This window comes from Methylobacterium sp. JK268 (assembly GCF_054052225.1).
In genome coordinates this window covers 1-20,580 of record NZ_JBSVZN010000036.1, presented here as the reverse complement: position 1 = coordinate 20,580, position 20,580 = coordinate 1, and the positions used below count along the sequence as shown (strand labels likewise).

The 20,580-nt window shown below is 73.0% G+C and carries 19 protein-coding genes; 8 read left to right on the top strand and 11 right to left on the bottom strand.

Annotated elements, in window-relative coordinates; translation table 11 throughout:
• Nucleotides 1-15: 15 nt before the first annotated feature.
• From ACW9J6_RS28465 to ACW9J6_RS28440, 6 genes are all read right to left on the bottom strand, one after another.
• Nucleotides 16-1,134, bottom strand: a complete 1,119-nt coding sequence (locus ACW9J6_RS28465) for a hemolysin family protein (RefSeq protein ID WP_457119715.1) — start codon at nt 1,132-1,134, stop codon at nt 16-18.
• Nucleotides 1,135-1,167: 33 nt separating this feature from the next.
• Complete coding sequence (gene ybeY, locus ACW9J6_RS28460) at nt 1,168-1,653, bottom strand: rRNA maturation RNase YbeY (protein ID WP_457119714.1); 486 nt, start codon at nt 1,651-1,653, stop codon at nt 1,168-1,170.
• Nucleotides 1,654-1,667: 14 nt separating this feature from the next.
• Nucleotides 1,668-2,708: a PhoH family protein gene (locus ACW9J6_RS28455; RefSeq protein ID WP_457119787.1), complete on the bottom strand. Its 1,041-nt coding sequence runs from the start codon at nt 2,706-2,708 to the stop codon at nt 1,668-1,670.
• 96 nt (nt 2,709-2,804) lie between these two features.
• A complete protein-coding gene (gene miaB / locus ACW9J6_RS28450) occupies nt 2,805-4,148 on the bottom strand; it encodes a tRNA (N6-isopentenyl adenosine(37)-C2)-methylthiotransferase MiaB (RefSeq protein WP_457119713.1) in 1,344 nt (447 codons plus the stop codon).
• A gap of 118 nt (nt 4,149-4,266) precedes the next feature.
• Nucleotides 4,267-4,671 carry a hypothetical protein gene (locus ACW9J6_RS28445; protein ID WP_457119712.1) on the bottom strand — a complete coding sequence of 135 codons (405 nt, stop codon included), beginning with the start codon at nt 4,669-4,671 and terminating at the stop codon, nt 4,267-4,269.
• Between the two features lie 52 nt (nt 4,672-4,723).
• Nucleotides 4,724-5,677 (bottom strand): hypothetical protein, encoded by a 954-nt coding sequence (locus ACW9J6_RS28440; protein ID WP_457119711.1) that lies wholly within the window; start codon nt 5,675-5,677, stop codon nt 4,724-4,726.
• A 439-nt stretch (nt 5,678-6,116) separates the two neighbouring features.
• Between ACW9J6_RS28440 and ACW9J6_RS28435 the strand changes: the two genes are divergently transcribed.
• Together ACW9J6_RS28435 and amaB are read left to right on the top strand one after the other, a co-directional pair.
• Entirely contained in the window at nt 6,117-7,151 is a 1,035-nt protein-coding gene (locus ACW9J6_RS28435) for an aspartate-semialdehyde dehydrogenase (RefSeq protein WP_457119710.1), read from the top strand.
• Between the two features lie 229 nt (nt 7,152-7,380).
• A complete protein-coding gene (amaB, locus tag ACW9J6_RS28430) occupies nt 7,381-8,901 on the top strand; it encodes an L-piperidine-6-carboxylate dehydrogenase (RefSeq protein WP_457119709.1) in 1,521 nt (506 codons plus the stop codon).
• 315 nt (nt 8,902-9,216) lie between these two features.
• Here the strand turns inward: amaB and ACW9J6_RS28425 are convergent, their stop codons facing one another.
• Nucleotides 9,217-10,386: a M20 aminoacylase family protein gene (locus tag ACW9J6_RS28425; protein ID WP_457119708.1), complete on the bottom strand. Its 1,170-nt coding sequence runs from the start codon at nt 10,384-10,386 to the stop codon at nt 9,217-9,219.
• A gap of 212 nt (nt 10,387-10,598) precedes the next feature.
• Between ACW9J6_RS28425 and ACW9J6_RS28420 the strand changes: the two genes are divergently transcribed.
• Together ACW9J6_RS28420 and ACW9J6_RS28415 are read left to right on the top strand one after the other, a co-directional pair.
• On the top strand, nt 10,599-11,477 hold the full coding sequence (locus ACW9J6_RS28420) for an aldose 1-epimerase family protein (RefSeq protein WP_457119707.1): 879 nt from the start codon (nt 10,599-10,601) through the stop codon (nt 11,475-11,477).
• A 76-nt stretch (nt 11,478-11,553) separates the two neighbouring features.
• Nucleotides 11,554-12,519 carry a tyrosine recombinase XerC gene (locus tag ACW9J6_RS28415; protein WP_457119706.1) on the top strand — a complete coding sequence of 322 codons (966 nt, stop codon included), beginning with the start codon at nt 11,554-11,556 and terminating at the stop codon, nt 12,517-12,519.
• 7 nt (nt 12,520-12,526) lie between these two features.
• Here ACW9J6_RS28415 and ACW9J6_RS28410 read toward each other — a convergent pair whose 3' ends face one another.
• A complete protein-coding gene (locus ACW9J6_RS28410) occupies nt 12,527-13,387 on the bottom strand; it encodes an AraC family ligand binding domain-containing protein (protein WP_457119705.1) in 861 nt (286 codons plus the stop codon).
• An 83-nt stretch (nt 13,388-13,470) separates the two neighbouring features.
• Here ACW9J6_RS28410 and ACW9J6_RS28405 point away from each other — a divergent pair, with 83 nt between their 5' ends.
• Nucleotides 13,471-14,211 (top strand): aspartate/glutamate racemase family protein, encoded by a 741-nt coding sequence (locus ACW9J6_RS28405; RefSeq protein ID WP_457119704.1) that lies wholly within the window; start codon nt 13,471-13,473, stop codon nt 14,209-14,211.
• 6 nt (nt 14,212-14,217) lie between these two features.
• Here the strand turns inward: ACW9J6_RS28405 and ACW9J6_RS28400 are convergent, their stop codons facing one another.
• On the bottom strand, nt 14,218-14,991 hold the full coding sequence (locus ACW9J6_RS28400; RefSeq protein WP_457119703.1) for a helix-turn-helix transcriptional regulator: 774 nt from the start codon (nt 14,989-14,991) through the stop codon (nt 14,218-14,220).
• Nucleotides 14,992-15,072: 81 nt separating this feature from the next.
• On the opposite strand from ACW9J6_RS28400, the gene ACW9J6_RS28395 reads away from it, so the two are divergent.
• A complete protein-coding gene (locus tag ACW9J6_RS28395) occupies nt 15,073-15,837 on the top strand; it encodes a class I SAM-dependent methyltransferase (RefSeq protein WP_457119702.1) in 765 nt (254 codons plus the stop codon).
• Nucleotides 15,838-15,916: 79 nt separating this feature from the next.
• On the opposite strand, the gene ACW9J6_RS28390 is transcribed toward ACW9J6_RS28395, so the two are convergent.
• Both ACW9J6_RS28390 and ribA read right to left on the bottom strand, forming a co-directional pair.
• Nucleotides 15,917-17,560 (bottom strand): dihydroxyacetone kinase subunit DhaK, encoded by a 1,644-nt coding sequence (locus tag ACW9J6_RS28390; protein ID WP_457119701.1) that lies wholly within the window; start codon nt 17,558-17,560, stop codon nt 15,917-15,919.
• Between the two features lie 46 nt (nt 17,561-17,606).
• On the bottom strand, nt 17,607-18,719 hold the full coding sequence (gene ribA, locus ACW9J6_RS28385; RefSeq protein WP_457119700.1) for a GTP cyclohydrolase II RibA: 1,113 nt from the start codon (nt 18,717-18,719) through the stop codon (nt 17,607-17,609).
• Between the two features lie 192 nt (nt 18,720-18,911).
• On the opposite strand from ribA, the gene ACW9J6_RS28380 reads away from it, so the two are divergent.
• A complete protein-coding gene (locus tag ACW9J6_RS28380) occupies nt 18,912-19,538 on the top strand; it encodes a RibD family protein (protein WP_457119699.1) in 627 nt (208 codons plus the stop codon).
• 10 nt (nt 19,539-19,548) lie between these two features.
• Entirely contained in the window at nt 19,549-20,079 is a 531-nt protein-coding gene (locus ACW9J6_RS28375; RefSeq protein WP_457119698.1) for a cytochrome b, read from the top strand.
• The last annotated feature ends 501 nt before the right edge of the window (nt 20,080-20,580 follow it).

The window sequence follows — 20,580 nt, the reverse complement described above, 5'->3', positions numbered from 1 at the left end:
CGGCGGATTTCGGGTTCAGGCGCCCGCGTCGGCGGGCGCGGCACTGCCGTTCAGGGCGTGGGGCGGCGGAAGGGCCAGCGGCGCGGGCGTGGCGGCGAGCTTGGCCGGGCCGTGATGCAGGCGCAGGCGCTTGATCCGGCGTGGATCGGCATCGAGCACCTCGACCTCGAAGTCCCCCGGCACGGCGATCACCTCGCCCCGCGACGGAACCCGCCCGGTGATGGTCACGACGAGGCCGCCGATCGTGTCGACATCCTCGGCCATCTCGCCGACGGCACCCGCGATGTCGAAGCCCGTCGCCTCCGCCACGTCGTCGAGGCTGGCACGGGCATCGGCCACGTAGATCTCGGCCTCGCCGTCGACCCGCAGCACCCGGTGCCCCTCGGCCACGTCGTGCTCGTCCTCGATGTCGCCCACCACCACCTCGATCAGGTCCTCGATCGAGATCAGCCCGTCGGTGCCGCCATACTCGTCGATGACGAGGGCCATGTGGGTGCGGCTCGCCTGCATGCGGGCGAGGAGGTCGATGGCCGGCATCGTCGGCGGGACGTAGAGGACGGGGCGCAGGATGCGGGTCGAGGCCAGCGTCGCGCCGAGATCGACCTCGCAGAGATTCGGTGAGCGCGCCAGGTGCGGGCGGCGGGCGCGGCCGTCGCCCTGGATCACCGGCGGCGGCTCGGCGGCGGGCTTGGCGCGGGCGGGGCCGGCCTCGGCGCGGGCCGCGAGGTGGTCGACGAAGTCGCGGATGTGGACCATGCCGCGGGGGTCGTCGAGGGTGTCGCCGTAGACCGGCAGGCGCGAATGGCCGGCGGTGCGAAAGACCTTCAGGAGTTCGCCCAGCGAGATGTCGGCCGGGACCGCGACGACGTCGGAGCGGGGCACCATCACGTCGTCGACGCGCACCCGGTGCAGGCTGAGCACGTTGCGCAGCATCGCGCGCTCGACGGCCGAGAAGGCGTGATCGCCGGACTGCGCCTCCGCGAGCGCGTCGGTGATCTCGTCGCGCTGCGTCTCGCGCGGCTTCAGGTGGAAGATGGTGAGGAGACGGTCATACCATGGCTCGCGCGCCGAACTGTCCTCGTCCGGGGTGGCCTGGGCGGTCGCGGCGGCGCCACGACTTCGATCGTTGCTCATGTCTCTCTATTCTAGGGATTGCAGCGCCGCGGTTCATTCCGCGGGGTCGCCGTAGGGATCGGGAACGCCGAGCCGCGCGAGCGCGGCGACCTCGAGCGCTTCCATCGCCTCGGCCTGCGCCTCGCCGGTCTCATGATCCTGTCCCAGGAGGTGCAGTGTGCCATGAACCAGCAGGTGCGCGAGGTGGTGACCGAGGGGCTTCGACTGCTCCCCACTCTCGCGCAGCATTGTGTCATACGCAAGAACGACGTCGCCGAGGGGTCGGGGCACCCCGCCATGGGCGTGGCCGGCCGGGAAGGAGAGCACGTTGGTGGGCTTGTCCTTGCCCCGCCAGGTGCGGTTGAGCTCCTGCACGGCCGCGTCGTCCGTGAGCACGACGCTGACCTCGACGGGCTCGGCCTGCGGCAGGATCGCGAGGGCCGCCTCGACCGCGCGGCGCACGAAGGCGCCGAGGTCCGGCACAGCCTCGTCCCAGCGCTCGTCCTCGAGGACGACGTCGATCTCATTCTCGCCGCTCACGTCCGCCGTCCCGCTCACGGCAGCGGCCCGCGGCGCGGGGCCGGGCGGCTGTCGGCCTCGACGCCGGTGGCGCGGGCCTCCGCCTCGTAGGCGCTGACGATCCGCCGCACGAGGTCGTGGCGGACCACGTCCACGTCCCGGAAGGTGACGCGCCCGACGCCCTCGACGCCGTCGAGGATCCGCACCGCCTCGACGAGGCCCGATTTCTGGCCCGGGAGCAGGTCGATCTGGCTCGGATCGCCGGTGACGATCATGCGCGAATTCTCGCCGAGACGGGTGAGGAACATCTTCATCTGCATCGAGGTGGTGTTCTGGGCCTCGTCCAGCAGCACCACCGCGTTGGTGAGGGTGCGCCCGCGCATGAAGGCGAGCGGCGCGATCTCGATCATCCCGGTCTGGAGGCCGCGGTCGACGTGGCGCGCCTCCATGAAGTCGTAGAGGGCGTCGTAGATCGGGCGCAGGTAGGGATCGACCTTCTCGCGCATGTCGCCGGGCAGGAAGCCGAGCCGCTCGCCCGCCTCCACCGCCGGGCGCGACAGGATCAGGCGCTCCGCGTGGCCCTGCTCCAGGAGCGAGACCGCGTAGCCGACCGCGAGCCAGGTCTTTCCGGTGCCCGCGGGCCCCTCCGCGAAGACGAGCTCGTTGGCGCGCAGGGCCTTGATGTAGGCGTCCTGCGCGGCGTTGCGGGCCCGCACGCCGCCGCGGCGGCGGGTGGCGATCTGGTCGAACTGCGCGCGCTCGCCGTTGGTCTGCGCCTCGCTCGCCGGGAACAGCGAGCCCTGGAGGGAGGCCTCCCGAATCACCCCGTCGACGTCGCCGAGGGTGAGCGGCGCCCCACCCCCGTCGCGCACCCGCGCGTAGAGGGTCTCCAGCACGATCCGGGCGCGCTCGGCCGCCTCGGGCGAGCCCTTGACCACCACGTGGTTGCCGAGCGCGGTGGCGACGATCCCCAGGCGCCGCTCCAGATGGGCGACGTTCTGGTCGTACTGGCCGAAGACGAGGCTCGCGAGGCGGTTGTCGTCGAAGGTGAGGGCGATCTCGGCCGCCTCGCTCAGGCCCGCGACGGGCCGCGCGGAGGAGGCTTCCCGCGCCCGGCCCGGTCTCGCGCTGTTGTCCCTCGACGAAGAATCACCCGGTCGCACATCCGTCCCCTACGCTGCGGCGGCCGATGCCGCCTCCACACGCTCGCCGAACAGGCTGTTCGGCCCGGCGCGGGTGATCCGCACCGGCAGGACCGTGCCGATCACGGCCGGGTCCGCCTCGATCTGCACCGCCTGGAGGTAGGGCGACTTGCCCGCGACCTGCCCGGGATGGCGCCCCGGCTTCTCGAACAGCACGTCCACGACGCGGCCGACCGTGGCGGCGTTGAAGGCCTTGGCCTGGGAGTCGATGAGCGCCTGCAGCTCGGCGAGGCGCTCGCGCTTGACCGCCTCGGGCACCGCGTCGTCGCTCTCGGCGGCGGGCGTTCCGGGGCGCGGGCTGTACTTGAACGAGAAGGCGCCCGCGAAGCCGACCTCCGCCACGAGCCGCATCGTCGCGGCGTGGTCGGCGTCGGTCTCACCCGGGAAGCCGACGATGAAGTCCGACGACAGGGCAATGTCCGGCCGCGCCGCGCGGATCCGGTCGACGAGCCGCCGGTAGGTGTCCGCGTCGTGCTTGCGGTTCATGGCCGCGAGGACGCGGTCCGAGCCCGACTGCACGGGCAGGTGCAGGTAGGGCATCACGGGCGGGCAGTCGCGATGGGCGGCGATCAGGTCGTCGTCCATGTCCCGCGGGTGGCTGGTGGTGTAGCGCAGGCGGGCGAGGCCCGGCATCTCGGCGAGGCGGCGCATCAGGCGCCCGAGGCTCCAGACCGCCCCGTCCGGCCCCTCGCCGTGATAGGCGTTGACGTTCTGGCCGATCAGCGTGAGTTCGCGCGCGCCGCCCGCCAGGAGCCGCCCGGCCTCTTCCAGGATCGTCCCGACCGGTCGGGAGACCTCGGCGCCGCGGGTGTAGGGCACCACGCAGAAGGCGCAGAACTTGTCGCAGCCCTCCTGCACGGTGAGGAAGGCCGAGGCCCCGGCGACGCGGCGGGGCGGAAGGTGGGAGAACTTGTCGTCGAGCGGGAACTCCGTGTCGACGACCTTGCCCGCCTTCGCCCGGCGCAGCAGGTCCGGCAGGCGGTGATAGCTCTGGGGCCCCACCACCACGTCGACCGCCGGCGCCCGGTGGATGATCTCGCGCCCCTCCGCCTGGGCGACGCAGCCCGCCACCACGATGGTGGTCTCGCGCCCCTCCAGGGCCCGTTCGCCCTTCAGGTCGCGCACCCGGCCGAGTTCGGAATAGACCTTCTCGGCCGCCTTCTCGCGGATGTGGCAGGTGTTGAGGACGACGACGTCCGCCTCCTCCATCGCCTCCGTCTCAGCGAATCCCTCCCGGCCCAGGAGGTCGGCCATCCGGGCCGCGTCGTAGACGTTCATCTGACAGCCGTAGGATTTGATGAACGCCTTCTTCAACGAATCGGCCTTCCACGGTGGGGATTCGGGGATGAGGCCGATGATGTAAGGGCTCGGCGCCCGAAATGGAACGGGCCCCGTCGCGGGGCCCGTGTCGCCGTGGATGTCCGGCCGCGCCTCAGTAGCCGCGCGCCTTCGGGGAGGTCGGGTCGAGGTAGTCGATATCCGAGAGATCGACCGTGACCGCCGAGCGGCGGGCGCCGATGAACGGGCCGTTGGTGATCGGGTCGGGCAGCACGCCCGCGCCGCCCCAGCGCTCGCGGTTGGAGATGTAGGGCGGCGAGTTCAGGTACGAGGCGGTGATGAAGTGCGGGTTGGTGGCCGGGTTGGCGTAGGCGCCGGCATTCGGCTCGACCACGTTGCCCGCGTCGAGCCAGCTGCGCGGACGCACGCGGATCGCGATGCCCTGGCTGCCGCGGGTGCTGCGGATGACGTAGGAATCCTGGGCCTCCGACGCGGCGGTGCCGGCGGCGAGGGCGGAGAGCGAGAGGAGGCCGATCAGGGCCAGGCGGGGCATGCGCATGCGGAACCTCGTGGTGGTGCCGCAACCGTAGCGGCAGGGTCATAAGGAAAGGTCAGCGGCTTGCGTCAGGATGACGTCCGAGCGCGGCCGTAGTTCCCGGCTCCTGCAACGCTTGGGCCGATTGTCGCACTTTCGCCGCATTCCGCCGATCGCGACCCTTTCGTGGCGTGATTGCGGCGGCGGGTGCGACGCCGGGCGCGGCGGCGGAGGCCGCGATCGATGCCGACGCCGGGGGCGCGCAGACGGGCCGCGCGGGCCGGGTCAGGAGATCGACGATCGCGGCCGGCATCAGCACGCCCGGCCGCGCGGTGAGCCGGTCGAGGGCGCAGCCGATCGCGGCGGGCTCCGGCGGCTGGCCGAGCGGCGCGCAGAGCCAGCCGTCGAGGCGCAGGCTGTTGTCGAGGAGCCGGAACGCGGCGCAGGACCGGGTCCCCTCCGGCCCGGACAGGGTGGCCTCGGCGGTCTCCACCGCACCGAAGCGGCTCTCGACCTGCCCGCGCTCGCCCGTGCGCAGGACCGCGAGCCCGTCGGGGTCGGCGGCGCGGCGGGCGAGCGTCACGAACAGGCTCGCGTCGGGGTCGGGCGCCTCCGCGAGCGTGATCCGCAGGAACGGCCGGCCGATATCCCCGAAGGCGCCCGACGCGAGGCTGTCTTCGCGCAGGCCGAGGCTCGGCCGGCGCCGGGCGCTCGCGCGCACCTCCTCGTCGCCGTCGAGGCGGTAGCGGTCGGCGGCCACCGCCTCCCAGGGCGGGGCCGCCGCCAGCGCGGCGGCCGCCTCCGCGCGCTGCGCCTCGCGCTGCTCGCTCGCCAGGATGCTCAGGAGAGCGATCACCGCCGCCGCGCCGATGCAGCGGCGCAGCAGCGGCCAGGCCGTGCGCGGGCGCGCCCGCTCCAAAGCGCGCGGCTCCAAGGCGCGCGGCAGCAGCGGCTCGGCGGGACCGAGGTCGAGGGCCAGCACCCGCCCGGCCCGGGTCAGGGCCGCATCGTCGAAATCCCGCAGGGGCACGGAGCCTCCGAACGCCGTCGTTTCGCGGCCCGTCCGGACCGCCTCCCCATGCAAGCGCATCCTCCTCGCCATCCGGTTGGCGGAGCGCAGCCATCCACGACGACCCGCGCGCAGGGTGAACGGATCGTTGCCGGATGACGGTCGGGCCGATCTGTCGCAGGGACGCGGGCGCGGGACTTGACAGATCGGACGCTGCGCGCTGTTGCTGGCGTCGGCCGTGCATCCCATTGTCCGGGGCACCGTCCGAGGACGAAGACCGCGCCATGCGCACCGAGTCGATCACGACGAAAACGAAAGCCCTGACGGCGGTCACCGCCGGCTAGCGCCTCGCGTCGTCCTCGGATCCCTCCCCGTCCGCGGCGGACGGAGGCCGGGCTTCCCCGTGCAGCCCGCTCGACGATCTCCGGGGAGGATCCTTTCGCCGAACTGGAGCAATGAGATGGGTTACAAGGTCGCCGTCGTGGGAGCCACCGGCAATGTGGGCCGGGAGATGCTCGACATCCTGGCGGAGCGCGCCTTCCCGGCCGACACGGTCGTGGCGCTGGCCTCCCGCCGCAGCCTCGGGCAGGAGGTGTCCTTCGGCGACAGGACGCTGAAGGTCCAGGCCCTCGACCAGTACGACTTCTCCGACACGGACATCTGCCTGATGTCGGCGGGCGGCGAGACCTCGAAGGAATGGTCGCCGCGCATCGGCCAGCAGGGCTGCGTGGTGATCGATAACTCCTCGGCCTTCCGGTACGATTCCGACGTGCCGCTCATCGTGCCGGAGGTGAACGCCGACGCGGTGGTCGGCTTCCGGAAGAAGAACATCATCGCCAACCCGAACTGCTCGACGGCGCAGCTCGTCGTGGCGTTGAAGCCCCTGCACGAGGCCGCCACGATCAAGCGCGTGGTGGTCGCGACCTACCAGTCGGTCTCCGGCGCCGGCAAGGAGGCGATGGACGAGCTCTTCAACCAGACCCGGGCCGTGTTCACGGCCGGCGAGGTCAAGGTGCAGAAGTTCACCAAGCGCATCGCCTTCAACGTCATCCCGCACATCGACGTCTTCATGGAGGACGGCTCCACCAAGGAAGAGTGGAAGATGGTGGCCGAGACCAAGAAGATGCTGGATCCCAAGATCAAGCTGACGGCGACCTGCGTGCGGGTGCCGGTCTTCATCGGCCATTCGGAGGCCGTGAACGTGGAGTTCGAGCGGCCGATCAGCGCCGAGGAGGCGACGCAGATCCTGCGCTCGGCGCCGGGCGTGCTCGTCGACGACAAGCGCGAGAACGGCGGCTACATCACGCCCCACGAGGCGGCCGGCGAGGACGCGACCTACGTGTCGCGCATCCGCGAGGACATCACGGTCGAGAACGGCCTGTCCTTCTGGTGCGTCTCCGACAACCTGCGCAAGGGCGCGGCGCTCAACACCGTCCAGATCGCCGAGGTGCTGATCAACCGCAAGCTGATCAGCCCCAAGCAGAAGGCGGCGTAGGTCAGGCCGCCGATCACCCTCCCCCCTCTGCGGGGGAGGGTGGCCTGCAAAGCAGGCCGGGAGAGGGGAACCACGTTTCAGGATGTGGCGCCCCGCACCACGGTGCAGACACGTCCTGAAGCGGGGCTCCCCTCTCCCGCCCGGCTCCGCCGGGCACCCTCCCCCGCAAAGGGGGGAGGGTTGAGGCGCGCCGCGCCATCATCCCCAGACACCGAGGCCTGGACACCCGATGCCCTCGACCGTGCTTTCCGTCCGTGACGACATCCTCGCCGTTCTGGAGCGTCTCGGCGTGCCGACCGCCTTCGCGGAGACCGGGCTTCCCGTCCGCTCGCCCATCGACGGGCTGACGATCGGTCACCTGCCTGAAACCCCGGACGCCGAGACGGCGATCGCGGGCGCGGCCGAGGCCTTCCTCGCCTGGCGCCGCGTCCCCGCCCCCCGACGGGGCGAGCTGGTGCGGCTCCTCGGCGAGGAGTTGCGCGCCGCCAAGGCGGATCTCGGCCGGCTCGTGACCCTGGAGGCGGGCAAGATCCTGTCCGAGGGCCTCGGCGAGGTCCAGGAGATGATCGACATCTGCGACTTCGCGGTCGGCCTCTCCCGCCAGCTCCACGGCCTCACCATCGCGACCGAGCGGCCCGACCATCGCATGATGGAGGTCTGGCACCCGCTCGGACCCTGCGGCGTGATCACGGCCTTCAACTTCCCGGTGGCGGTCTGGTCCTGGAACGCCGCCCTCGCCCTCGTCTGCGGCGACCCGGTGATCTGGAAGCCCTCGGAGAAGACCCCGCTCACGGCGCTCGCCGTCCAGGCCATCGCCGGGCGGGCCCTCGCGCGGTTCGGCGCCGAGGCGCCCGCGGGCCTGCTGCAGGTGCTGATCGGCGGGCGCGACCTCGGCGCCGCGCTCGTCGCCGATCCCCGGATCCCGCTCGTCTCGGCCACGGGCTCGACCGCGATGGGGCGCATCGTGGCCCCGGCTCTCGCCGCCCGCTTCGCCCGGGCGATCCTCGAACTCGGCGGCAACAACGCCGCGATCGTCGCGCCCTCCGCGGATCTCGACCTCGCGCTGCGGGCGGTCGCCTTCGCGGCGATGGGCACGGCGGGGCAGCGCTGCACCAGCCTGCGGCGCCTCTTCGTGCACGAGAGCGTCGCCGAGGTGTTCCTGCCGCGGCTGCGCGCCGCCTACGCGTCCGTGCGCATCGGCGATCCGCGCGACCCGGCGACTCTGGTCGGCCCGCTGATCGACGCGGCGGCGGCCGAGGGCATGGCGCGCGCCCTCGACGAGGCGCGCGCACTCGGGGCGACCGTGCAGGGCGGCGAACGCCTGACCGACATCCGCGGCGAGGCGGCGGCCTATGTCCGGCCGGCGCTGGTCGAGATGGGCGCGCAGGCGGGGCCGATGCTGCGCGAGACCTTCGCGCCGATCCTCTACGTCGTGCCCTACCGCGACCTCGACGCGGCGATCGCGGCGCAGAACGCCGTCGCGGCGGGCCTGTCCTCTTCGATCTTCACCCGCGATCTCGGCGAGGCGGAGACGTTCCTGTCCGCCTCCGGCTCGGATTGCGGCATCGCCAACGTGAATATCGGTCCCTCGGGCGCCGAGATCGGCGGGGCCTTCGGGGGCGAGAAGGAGACCGGCGGCGGCCGCGAGGCGGGTTCGGATGCCTGGAAGGCCTACATGCGCCGGGCCACGAACACGATCAATTACGGCCGCACCCTGCCGCTGGCGCAGGGGGTGAGCTTCGAGTTGTGAAGGCGCAGGGGCCGCCCTTTGCGACAAGACTGCCCGGGCAGAACGCGAGGCACGTCTCCCCTCTCCCGAGTGGGAGAGAGGCCGTGGGTGAGGGTGGCTCGGGTTCAGGATTGGTCTGAACCGTTGAGCAAGCAGCGGCACAGTTCAGATTTCTTGCTGCACCCGAGCCACCCTCACCCCTACCCCTCTCCCACTCGGGAGATGGGATCCTGCGCGAGCTAGAATAGCTTATTTTACTGCTGAATTCGTGCCTTCCAAAGGCCAAATCCCATTTTATACCAGCGGTCGTTTCAAATGACCGCTGGTATGAAAGGCTCACGCGGCCGGCATCGCCCGCTCGACCAGCCGCGCCCAGAGCGACACGCCGAAGGGCGTCGCCGCGTCGTTGAAGTCGTAGGACGCGTTGTGCAGGCCCGGCCCGTCGCCGGTGCCGAGGAAGATGTAGGCTCCCGGCCGCGCCTCCAGCATGTAGGAGAAGTCCTCCGCCCCCATCATCGGCTCGACGGCTCGGTTCACGCCCTCCTCGCCCGCCACCTCGGCGGCGATGTCGGCGAGGAAGGCCGCCTGGTCCGGATGGTTGGCGGTGACCGGGTAGCCGCGGCTGTAGCTCGTCCGCGCCGTCGCCCCGAACGCCCCCGCCACGCCGGAGGCGATCGCGCCGATCCGCTCCTCGCACAGCACGCGCACGGACTCGGTCAGGCTGCGCACCGTGCCGTTGAGTACGGCGGTCTGGGGCAGAACGTTGACCGCGTCTCCCGCCCGCATCATCGTCACCGACACCACGCCGGCATCGACCGGATTGGCGTTGCGCGCCACGATCGACTGCAGGGCCGTGATGATGTGGGCGGAGACCAGCACCGTGTCGATGCAGTCCTGCGGCGCCGCCGCGTGGCCGCCCCGCCCCTCGACCGTGATCGTGAAGCGGTCGACCGCCGCCATGATCGGACCCGGCCGGATCGCGAAGCGCCCGAGCGGCACGCCCGGCTTGTTGTGCAGCCCGTAGACCTCCTGGATGCCGAAGCGCTCCATGAGCCCGTCCTTGACCATCGCGTCGCCGCCCGCGCCGCCCTCCTCGGCCGGCTGGAAGATCAGCACGGCGGTGCCGTCGAAGTTGCGGGTCTCGGCGAGGTACTTGGCGGCGCCGAGCAGGATCGCCGTATGGCCGTCATGGCCGCAGGCATGCATGCGGCCCGGCACCGACGAGCGGTAGGGCAGGTCCGTCGCCTCCTCGATCGGGAGCGCGTCCATGTCGGCGCGGATGCCGATGGTCCGCCCCGACCCCGTGCCGCGGCCCCGGATCACCCCCACCACGCCGGTGCGGCCGATGCCCGTCACCACCTCGTCGCAGCCGAAGGCCCGCAGCTTCTCCGCCACGATGCCGGCCGTGCGGTCCACGGCGAACAGGATCTCGGGATTCCGGTGGAAGTCGTGCCGCCACGCCGTGATCTCGTCGGTGAGGGCGGCGACGCGGTTGATGACGGGCATGGGGGTCTCAAGGGTGTGAGGGTTCAAGCGGTTGACCGCCAGCAAGCCGCGGACCAAGCCCGGGGTCAACTCAGGGCCTGCACGCGCCGGATGCATGGGTCGCCGGCAAGACAGGCCGTCGGCGATCGGGGCTAACGGCCCTGGACCCCGCCGGCCGCCCCGGTCTACCTCTGCGGCGACGGCCCGACGGGCGCTGGCGACGGGAATGCGGGATGAGCGAGACGGTGGAGATCCGCAGCGGCGAGACCCTGGCGCGGATCGCGCTCGCCGGGGCCGAGCCGGTGTCCTGGCAGGTCGCGGGCCGCGAGTACCTGTGGGGCGGCGACCCGGAGCACTGGAACCGGCACGCGCCCTGGCTCTTCCCGGTGGTCGGCGCCTCGGCGGGGGGCGAGATCGCCGTGGCGGGCCGCCGCTACCCGATGGCCCAGCACGGCTTCGCCCGCGACAGCCGCTTCGCCCTGGTCGAACGCGCGGCGGACAGCGTCACGCTCCGCCTCACGGAGAGCCCCGACACGCTGGCGCGCTACCCCTTTCCGTTCCGGCTCGACATCACGGCGCGGGTGAGACCGTCCGAACTCGCCTTCACCTGCGCGGTGACCAATACCGGGACGACGCCCCTGCCCTACGGCCTCGGCTTCCACCCGGCCTTCCCCTGGCCCTTCGCGGGCGGGGAGCGCCGGGCGGGCGGCGGCTACGCGGTGCGGTTCGAGGCCGCCGAGCGGCCCTCGGTGCCGGAGGTCGGACCCGGCGGGCTGCTGGTGCGCCAGGAGCGTCCGGTCCCCCTGGACGGCGACACCCTGCCCCTCGACCCGGCGATGTTCACCGAGGCGCTGGTCTTCCTCCAGGCGCGCAGCCGCTGGATGCGGTTCGTCGCGCCCTCCGGCGCCGCGATCCGGCTCGAGGCGGAGGATTTCCCGCACCTCGCCGTGTGGACGAAGCCGACCGCGCCCTTCCTCTCCCTCGAATGCTGGACCGGCCACGCGGATTGGGCGGGCTTCGCGGGCGACCTCGCCGCGCGCGATTCGCAGCGCCTCCTCGCGCCGGGTGCGGGGGCGCGCCACGGGGTGGTGCTCGCCGTCGAGTCCGCCTGAGCGTCAACGGGACGTCAACCGCGACCGGGTCTGCTGGGACGCCGCCCTCCGGGCGGTCGCCCGACGGAGCCCGACCGTGCTGCAGACCACGCCCCCCGACCTCCTCGTCCCGGGCACCGCCGCGTTGCGCGAGGCGGTCGCGGCGTGGCTCGCGGTGCTGGAGCGGGAGCGGCGCTTCTCGCCGCGGACCGTCGAGGCCTATGGCCGCGACCTGCGCCAGTTCCTCGCCCACCTCGCGCGCAGCGGGGCGAACCCCGACATCGCCGCCCTCGTCGCGCTGAAGCCGCGGGACATCCGGGCCTTCATGGCGGCGCGGCGGGCCGAGGAGATCGGCGGGCGCAGCCTGATGCGGGCGCTGGCGGGCCTGCGCTCCTTTTCCCGCTACCTGGAGCGGGAGGGGCACGGCACGGTCTCGGCGCTCTCGGCGGTGCGCTCGCCCAAGATGGAGCGGCGCCTGCCCCGGCCGCTCCCCGTCGCGGCGGCGGTGGCGATGGCGAGCCCCGACATCCGCGCCGGCGAGGACCGGCCGGACTGGGTGCTCGCCCGCGACGCCGCCGTGCTCGCGCTGCTCTACGGGGCGGGCCTGCGCATCGGTGAGGCGCTTTCGATCCTGCGAAAGGACGCGCCGGTCGGGGGCGTCGATTCGCTCACCATCCTGGGCAAGGGGCAGAAGACCCGCATGGTGCCGGTGATCGCGCCGGTCCAGGCCGCGGTCGCCGCGTACATCGCCGCCTGCCCCCACCCGCTCCCGCCGGACGGCCCGCTCTTCCTCGGGCAGAAGGGCGGGCCGCTCTCGCCCCGGATCGTCCAGCTCGCGGTGGCCTCCTTGCGCGGCGCGCTCAGCCTGCCCGACAGCGCCACACCCCACGCCCTGCGCCACTCCTTCGCCACCCACCTGCTGGCCCGCCAGGGCGACCTACGGGCGATCCAGGACCTCCTCGGCCACGCCTCCCTGGCGACGACGCAAGTCTACACCAAGGTGGATTCCGCCCGCCTGATGAGCGCCTTCGAGAAGGCGCATCCGCGGGCGGGACGGGGGTGACGGATCCTTACCCGGACCGTACGCGCCGCCGGGTCTCCGCCGCGAATCGGCCGGGCGTGACGCCCAGCTGTGCCCGGAAATGGCGGATCAGGTGGCTCTGGTCCGCGAAGCCGACCGCCTGAGCGACCTCCGCGGCGCCGATTCCGGCCGCGAGCCGGCGCCGGGCCTCGGTGACGCGCAGCTGGACCACGAAGGCGTGGGCGGTCATCCCGGTCGCGGCCCGGAAGCAGCGCATGAAGTGGAAGGGGCTGAACCCCGCCGCCGCCGCGAGGTCCGCGATCTCCAGCGCCGGATCGGCGAAGCGGGCGCGGGCGAGATCCATCGCGCGCCGCATCGCCCTCGGCTCGGCCCCGGCCGGACGCGTGGCCGCACCGGGCCGCGCGTAGCGCTCCAGCACCGCCGCCATCGCGGCCCCGAAGGCCTGCTGGCGGGCGAGGGGCTCGCCCGCGGCGGTCTGCACGGTGGCGTGGAGGGCGGCCAGCCGGCGCGCGAGCCCCGGATCCTCCTGCGCGGGGGCGGCGACGAAGCCCGGCGGTCGGGCACCGAACAGGTCCTCGGCGAACCGGTCCAGCGTGCCGGTATCCGGGTAGAAGGCGCGGTAGGCCCAGCCCGTCTCGCCCGCGGCCTCCCCCGTATGCGTCTCGCCGGCGGGGATGACGAGCACGCTGCCCGGGACGGCGAGCCCGCTGCGTCCGCCGATCCGGTGGCGCTGGGCGCCCTCGGTGAAGACCGCGATCACCACCTCCTCGTGGAAATGCGGTCCGTAGCGGTGCGCCACGCAGCGGCCGGCCAGGAGGTCGACGCCGCCCTCGCCCAGGGCGAGGTCGCGCCACAGCCGGATCTCGTCGCCCGTGTCCCGCGCAGCCATGGCGGACCGTTACCGCAGGATCGTCCAATCCGCGACCGCCGCGATCGGGCAGACCTTCGGGCGGGCAGCGACGGAGGCGCGCGATGGCGGACACGGTGAGGCAGGGGGGCCGGATGCGGACGATCGGCGTCCTCGGCGGTTCGAGCGACCAAGCGACGGCCGAGTATTACCGGATGATGAACCGGGCCGTGAACGAGCGGCTGGGCGGCTGGAACACCGCCCAGGTCATCATCAACTCGGTCAATTTCGCGGAGATCGAGCGGTTCGTGCGGACCGGCGCCTGGGAGGAATGCGGCGCCTATCTGTCGGTTCGGGCGCGGGGGCTCGAGCGGGCGGGCGCCGAGATGCTGCTCTGCGTCTCGAACACGCTCCACCGGGTCGCGGACGCGTTCACGGCGGGTCTCGGCATCCCGTTCCTCCACATCGTCGATCCCACCGCCGCGGCGATCCGGGCGGCGGGCCTGCGCCGCGTCGCCCTGCTCGGGACCAAGCCGACGATGGCGGCGGGTTTCCTGAAGGACCGCTACGCGCAGCGTTTCGGGATCGAGGTCTTCGCGCCGGAGGAGGACGAGCAGGTCGCGATCGACCGGATCATCTTCGACGAACTCGTCCGGCGGGACCTGCGGCCCGACTCGAAATCGGCCTACCTCACCATCGTCGACCGGCTGCGGGCGCGCGGCGCCGAGGGCGTGATCCTGGGCTGCACGGAGATCTTCCTCCTCATCGATCAGCCCGACCGGCCGGACATCCCGATGTTCAACACCACGGCCCTCCACGTCGCGGCGGCCGTCGAGGCGGCGCTCGCTCCGGACAAGGAGGGATGACGGCCGTCAGCGGCGCGCCGGCACCAGCAGCACGAGCTTGCAATCCGGCCGCTCGGACGGGCTGAAGCTGTGCTGCACGAAGGCGACCGGACCGTCCTCCGGATGGCGGAAGCGGCGCAATCCGCCGCTGCGGTCGCGGACGTCCTGCTCCTCCCAGATCGCCGCGAAGAGCGGGCTCTCGCGCCGCAGGTTGGCCACCAGCGCGCGGGCGCGGGGATCGGCGAGGCTGAGCCCGTAATCGGCCCGGAACTCGGCGATCACTCGGCGGGCGCGGTCCTCCCAGTCCGGGATCAGGTCCCGCGCCGCCGGGGCGAGGAGCACGAAGCGCAGGAGGTTCGGCTCCTCCCCGCCGAGCCACGCCCGCAGCAGCCGGAACGCGGCCTCGTTCCAGCACAGGGCGGTCCAGAGCCGGTCGACCCCGTAGGCCGGGTGGTCGAGGGCGGCGACCGCGGCGCGAAGCGCGGCGGGTGCGTCCTCGGCCGGCGCGGGACCGGGCGCCCGCGGGTCGCGGCGCCCCGCGAGGTCGAACAAGTAGGCGCGCTCCGCCCGGGTCAGGCCGAGCGCCGCGGCGAGGCGGTCGAGGGCCTCGGCCGAGACCTGGACGTCCCGCCCCTGCTCGATCCAGGCGCACCACGTGGCGCTGATCCCGGCCCGTGCGGCAAGCTCCTCCCGACGCAAACCGGGCGTGCGCCGCCGGCCGGTCGCGTGGTCCGGGCGCAGCCGCTCCCGGTGCGAGCGCAGGAAGGCACCGAGGTCGCGGCGCTGGTCGGGTCCGAGCATGGCAGGGCTTATACCAGGATAAGTGCTCAGCTTGTACCAGGCTCGGATTGCGGCAGGATGGCGGGAGCGAGGAGGATCGAGATGAGCGGATCGCACGAGACCCTGGTGACGGCGCAGTTCGGCCCGCGGGCCGCGGCCTATGTGGAGAGCGCGGTGCACGCCGCGGGCGAGGATCTGGCGGCGCTGGACGCGATCGCCGCCCGGGCCGCTCCGCGCCGCGCCCTCGATCTCGGCTGCGGCGGCGGGCACGTGGCCTACCGGCTGGCGCCGCATGCGGGGACGGTCACGGCCTGCGACCTCTCGGGCGAGATGCTGGCGGCGGTGGCGGCGACCGCCGCTGCGCGCGAGTTGTCGAACATCGAGACCGTCGAGGCCCCGGCCGAGCGGCTGCCCTTCGCGGATGGGACGTTCGATTTCGTGGCGACCCGCTTCTCGGCCCATCACTGGCGCGACGTGGAGGGCGGCCTGCGCGAGGCGCGGCGGGTCGCGGCGCGCGGGGCGCCGATGATCGTCATCGACGGCCTGTCGCCGGGGGACCCGCTCCTCGACACCCATCTGCAGGCGGTGGAGTTGCTGCGCGATCCCTCGCACGTGCGCGACTACAGCCTGTCGGAATGGGGCGGGGCGCTCGCCCGCTGCGGCTTCGTGATCGAGGCCTGCCAGAGATGGCAGCTGCGGATGGATTTCGCCTCCTGGATCGCCCGGATGCGGACGCCGGAGGCGCATGTGCGGGCGATCCGCGCCCTCCAGGCGCTGGCCTCGGAGCCGGTCAAGGCGCATTTCGCCATCGAGCCGGACGGGTCCTTCCAGCTCGACGTGCTGATGGTGGAGGCGCGGGCGGCGTGAGGGCCGCGCGAACCCGCCCTCGCCCCTCTCCGGGGGAGGGTTCCCGCGTCCCTCGAATTTCCGCAAATCAGCGCCTCGCTCACCGCCCCGGCAGAGCCTCCGCCAGCGCCGTGATCGCCCGCGCCACCGCGACGGCACCCGGGTCGGGATGCCCGGTGAGGTCGGCCGCGGCGAGGTAGCTCGACCGGCCGGTGCCCGCCCGGGTCATCCCGGCGGTCGCGGCGGCGCCCGCCTCGGCCGCTTCGGCGGCCGCGCGGAGCCCCTCCGCCCGCAGCGCCGCCGCGGCCGGGATCAGCGCGTCGAGGAGGGTCCGGTCGCCCTCTTTCGCGCCGCCGTGCAGCTGCAGCCGCGCGATCCCTTCCATCACCGCCTCCGGCCAGCCGTCGCCCCGGCCGAGCGCCGCGCCCGCCGCCGCGAAGAAGATCGACATCAGCACGCCGCTCGACCCGCCGACCACCCGGGCCAGCCGCTCCGAGAGGGCGAGGCAGAGCGCGGCGGGATCGGCCTGCGGCAGCCGGTCGAGATCCGCCAGAACCGCGCGGGCGGCACCCGCGAAGGTCGTGCCGGTGTCGCCGTCACCCACCCTGGCGTCGAGCGCGTTCAGCGCGTCCTCCGCGGCGATCAGGGCCCGGCAGACCGCCGCGATGGCGCCCGCCACGGCCGGATCGGACGAGGCCGGCACCGAGGCGGAGGGCGTCAATCCGGCGGGCAGCGGATGCAGCACCGGAGGAACGACCTCCCGGGCGCGCGGCCAGGCGGCAACCGGGGTGTCGGCGCGCAGCGCGGCCTCGAGACGGGGATCGAGCACGGCGAAGGTGAGCGACGCACCGTGCATGTCGAGCGCGGTCATGGCCGGAGCCGGTCCGAGGAGGAGCCGCACGCGCCGCCCGAGCGGCGTGTCGAGGACGGCCCTGGTCAGCACCTGCATTTCCAGCGCCGTCGTGGCGCCGAGATTGTTGACCAGGAGCGCCAGCCGCTCGGCCTCCGCCACCTTTCCGTGGAAGCGCGCGGTCATCAGGGCGGCGAGGTCCCGGGCCGGCGGCAGGGCGATGCGCTCGATCCCGGGCTCGCCGTGGATGCCGAGCCCGAGCTCCGCCTCCCCCGCCGCCAGGCGCTGCTCGGGCTCCCGCCCGGGGATCGTGCAGGTGGAGAGCGCGATGCCGAGGGACTGCACCGACTCCGCTGCCTGCCGGGCGGCGGCCGCGACCTCGGCGAGCGGGCGCCCCTGCGCGGCCGCGAAACCCGCCGCCTTGTGGACGAGGAGCGTCCCGGCGATGCCGCGGGGCTGGGCCGCATCGGGCAGGGCGATATCGTCGGCGACGGTCACGGTCTCGACCACGTGGCCCATCGCCCGCGCCCGCTCCGCCGCGAGGCCGAAATTGAGCCGATCGCCCGCGTAGTTCTTGATGACGAGAAGGCAGCCGGCCGGCCCGGTCACGGCGAGGATCGCGGCCAGCACCGCGTCGACCGAGGGCGAGGCGAAGACGTCGCCGCACACCGCCGCCGTGAGGAGCCCCGGCCCGACCAACCCGGCATGGGCCGGTTCATGCCCGGAGCCGCCGCCCGATACGACCGCGACCGCCTCGCGCTCCCAGTCGGCGCGGAGCACCACCCGGATCGCCGGATCGCCGTCGAGGCGGGCGAGCCGCCCCTCGCCGCCGGCGATCAAGCCGTCGACGGCGTCGTTGACCAGGCCCGCCCGGTCGTTGAGGAAATGGGCCATGCTCGTCAGCCTCCCCGGCAGCGCGTTGCCGCCACGATAGACCGGCTCAGCCGCCCGTCACCTCCGCGCAGGCGAAGCCGCCGAGGTCGAGGGCGTGGCCGGCCACGTCGCGCTTGGCGGCGAGGTAGCGGGCGTTCTCGGGCGTGACGCGGCCGAGCGCCCGCTGCTCGCCCACCACCGTCAGCCCGGCCGCGGAGAGCGCCGCGATCTTCTCCGGGTTGTTGCTCAGCACGCGGACGGCCTCGACGCCCAGGCAGCGCAGCATCGCGGCGGCGAAGTCGAAGCGGCGCTGGTCGAGGCCGAAGCCGAGGATCTCGTCCGCCGCGTAGGTGTCGTGGCCCTGCGCCTGCAGGCCGTAGGCGCGGATCTTGTTCGCGAGCCCGTTCCCCCGGCCCTCCTGGTCGAGGTACAGGATGATGCCGCCGCCATTCTGCGCCATCCACTTGGCGGTGCCGCGGAGCTGGTCGCCGCAATCGCATTTCAGCGAGCCGAACAGGTCGCCGGTCAGGCAAGCGGAATGGACGCGCACCGCGACGGGCGAGGCGGGATCCGGCCGGCCGACGATGATGGCGACCTGGTCGCGCAGGCCCTCGCCGCCGCGGAAGACCACGAACTCGGTCTCCGGTGACCCGTCGAGGGGCACGGGTGCGCGGCTGACGATCCGCAGGGACGCCGCCTGGCGGGTGCGGAAGACCTCGACCGCACCGGGCTCGACCGAGAGGACGTGGTCGGGCAAAGCGGGCACCGGAACCACGAGGACGGCCGGAACGACCTGCGCGAGCCGCGCGAGTTCGAGCCCGACCGCGTCCGTCCGCACCGCGCAGGCGACCGGCGCGTCGATGCGCCCGTCGACCTTGAGGGCGAGCGTCGCGATCCGCTCCGGATCGATCGTCGGCATGGCCACCGATCCGGCATCGAAGCGACTCGCGAGCCCGATGCGGCGCAGCCGCGGCGCCGGCAGGACCAGCCGGGCGCCCTGACCGAAGGCCTGGAGCTCGGCGGCGAGCGCGGGTGACACCGCCTCGGCGGTCACCGCCAGGACGGGCGCCTCGCCCCGGATCCCTACGGGACGCCCGGCGCGCATCTCGGCGATCGCGCGCTCGACCTGCACCTGTTCACGGTCAAGCCGCTCTTCTACATTCATGACGGTCATCGACATCAGCAACTCGTGGACATGCCGCCCGGGACCGAACCGCGTCGGGAGATCGTGATGGAGGCCGGGGTGGGTGACGCAAGAGAGGATCGGTCGTCCGCGCCGTGCCGGCCAGGCGACGGTGCAGACGCTCGGGCAGATGGGGTTCCGGCCGCGCTTTTCGCGCCCCTGGCCGAAGGTTCCCGCGATCAACCTTTCGTGATTGCCCAGCTTGGTCAATCCCTGGACGGCCGAATCGCCACCCTCTCGGGCGATTCGAAATACATCAACGGGGCGGCCGCCCTGGACCATCTCCACCGGCTGCGCGACGCCGTCGACGCCGTGGTGGTGGGGATCGGGACGGTACTGGCCGACGATCCGCTCCTTACCGTGCGCCGCATCCCCGGGCGCAGCCCGGCCCGGGTGATCCTCGATCCGTCCGGTAGAATCCCGCCGCACGCTCAGTGCCTTCAGCCGGACGGCACGCGGCGGATCCTCGTCTGCCGGCCGGGCGCGCCGGTGCCGCCGGGCGCGGAGGCCCTGCGGATCGAGGGGCCGGGGGCTTTCCCGCCGCGCGCGGTGGTGGCGTCCCTCGGCCGGCTCGGCTTCGCCCGGATCCTGATCGAGGGGGGCGCGCGGACGATCTCGGCCTTCATCGACGCCGGCGCGATCGACCGGCTGCACGTGATGGTGGCCCCGCTGCTGCTCGGCTCGGGCCGCACCGGGCTCGACCTGCAGCCGATCGTCGCCCTGCGCGAGGCGAGACGTCCGGCGACGCGGAGCTACCTTCTCCCGGACGGGGACGTCCTGTTCGACTGCGACCTGCGCCGCTGCGCGCATCCTTGAGGAGGAGCCGATGACGCCGAGCGAGTACTCGTCCGTCCAGAAGCTGCTGCACTGGCTGATCGCCATCCTGATCTTCGGCCTCGTGCCGGTGGCGATCGTGATGACGTCGATCGGGGAGGGCCCGCTGCAGGACCGCCTGTTCGACCTCCACAAGTCCTTCGGGCTGACCGTGCTGGCGCTAGTCCTGGCGCGGATCCTGGTGCGGGCCTCGCGCGGGGCGCCGGGCCTCGTCGACGGCCTTCCGGCCTGGCAGCGGGCGGCCGCGCGGGCCTCCCACCTCGCGCTCTACGGGCTGATCCTGCTGGTGCCGGTCCTCGGCTGGGCCGGCACCTCGGCCTGCTGCGCGCCGGTGGAGTGGTTCGGGCTCGTCCCGGTGACGCTGCCGATCTCGGGGGGCATGCCGGTCGGGGAGAAGATCCTGAACGTGCACGTGGTGGCGGCCTTCCTGCTGACCGCGCTGGTGCTGGTCCACGGGGCGGCAGCCCTGCATCACCATTTCGCGCGGCGGGATCCGACGCTGCGGCGGATGCTGCCCGAGTAGGGCAAGACGGTCGTCGAACCCTCCGCCTGTGCGGCAGCGATGTCCGGGGACAATACGAGGCACGTCTCCCCTCTCCCGAGTGGGCTTGTTCATTCACACTTCGCCGCATGAGGCGCGGGTTTCCCCTCTCCCCGCGTGCGGGGAGAGGGCTGCGGATCCCTTGTCGGGTCCGCAGCGAGCCCGAAGGGCGAGGGTGAGCGGGCAGTGCCGGATGTGGCTCCTCCGGAACCGCCCCCTTGTATCTGGAAGCCGGCCCTTTTGGATGATGTGATGAGGGCTGCGCGGGGACCGGCGGCCGCCGGTCCCCGCGCGTGGCGGACGGCTCCCGCGCCCCCTCTGGCTGCAACCGCTGGTGAGCTTTGGGACCGTCGCCACTGTCACGCACGACCGGACAGTCGCCTGATCGCCCATCGCACGCACAAGGCAGGTTACCGTGACCCAGATCATCTGTGGAGTGGACGTCGCCGCAAAGACCCTCGACGTCCGCATCGTTCCGGGTGG